General features: G+C 62.7%; 1 protein-coding gene. It reads left to right on the plus strand.

Translation table 11 applies throughout. The features are described 5' to 3' along the window. On the plus strand, nucleotides 1–480 hold a 480-nt coding region (locus tag JWG43_RS17870; RefSeq protein ID WP_205244298.1), incomplete at both ends, for an efflux RND transporter permease subunit.

Below are 480 nucleotides of genomic sequence, written 5' to 3' on the forward strand. Positions count from 1 at the left end.
CCCTTATCCCCTGCATCGCCGTGCCCGTGTCCATCATCGGTACCTTCGCGGGCATGTTCGCCCTGGGCTACACCATCAATACCCTGACCCTGTTCGGTATGGTGCTGGCCATCGGTATCGTGGTGGACGACGCCATCGTGGTGCTGGAGAACGTGGAACGCATCATGAGCACCGAGCACCTGCCGCCCAAGGAAGCCACGGCCAAAGCCATGAGCGAAGTGACGGCCCCCGTTATCGCCATCGTGCTGGTGCTCTGCGCCGTGTTCATCCCCGTGTCCTTCATGGGCGGCCTGGCGGGCCAGATGTACAAGCAGTTCGCCATCACCATCTCGGTGTCCGTGGTGCTTTCGGGCATCGTGGCCCTGACGCTGACCCCGGCCCTGTGCTCCCTGCTGCTCAAGCCGCATGCGCATGACCATCAGCCGGCCAAGCCCTTCGTCGTCTTCAACTACTTCTTCGGCAAGACCACGCACCGCTATG

Source organism: Desulfobulbus alkaliphilus, from assembly GCF_016918545.1.
In the GTDB taxonomy this organism is placed as follows: Bacteria; Desulfobacterota; Desulfobulbia; order Desulfobulbales; family Desulfobulbaceae; genus Desulfobulbus; species Desulfobulbus alkaliphilus.